Annotated in this window: 1 protein-coding gene; it reads left to right on the top strand. The window is 68.6% G+C overall.

Translation table 11 applies throughout. From position 1 onward, the window contains the following. Positions 1-66: 66 nt before the first annotated feature. On the top strand, positions 67-258 hold a 192-nt coding region (locus tag KVT44_RS56330; RefSeq protein WP_217577039.1), incomplete at its 3' end, for an alcohol dehydrogenase catalytic domain-containing protein.

Genomic DNA, 258 nt, shown 5'->3' with positions numbered 1-258 from the left:
CGAGAACGTCGTCGAGTTCTGCGCCGGCCGCACCCCCCGCAATCTGCTCAACATGGAGGTCCTGGGATGACGACGGAAACGATGCACGCCGTGCTCTGGCAGGGGCCGGACGCGCTGCGCGAGACCCAGGTAGACCGCCCCACCCGCCGCCCCGGGGAGGCGATCGTGAAGATCGAGATCAGCGGACTCTGCGGCACCGACTTCTCAATCCTCCACGGCACCCATCCCCGCGCGACGGCACCGCTCATCATCGGCCAC

This window comes from Streptomyces sp. GbtcB7, from assembly GCF_019091445.1.
In the GTDB taxonomy this organism is placed as follows: domain Bacteria; phylum Actinomycetota; class Actinomycetes; order Streptomycetales; family Streptomycetaceae; genus Streptomyces; species Streptomyces mirabilis.
The sequence above is the reverse complement of the archived record's forward strand: the minus strand, read 5'-3'. Positions and strand labels throughout refer to the sequence as shown.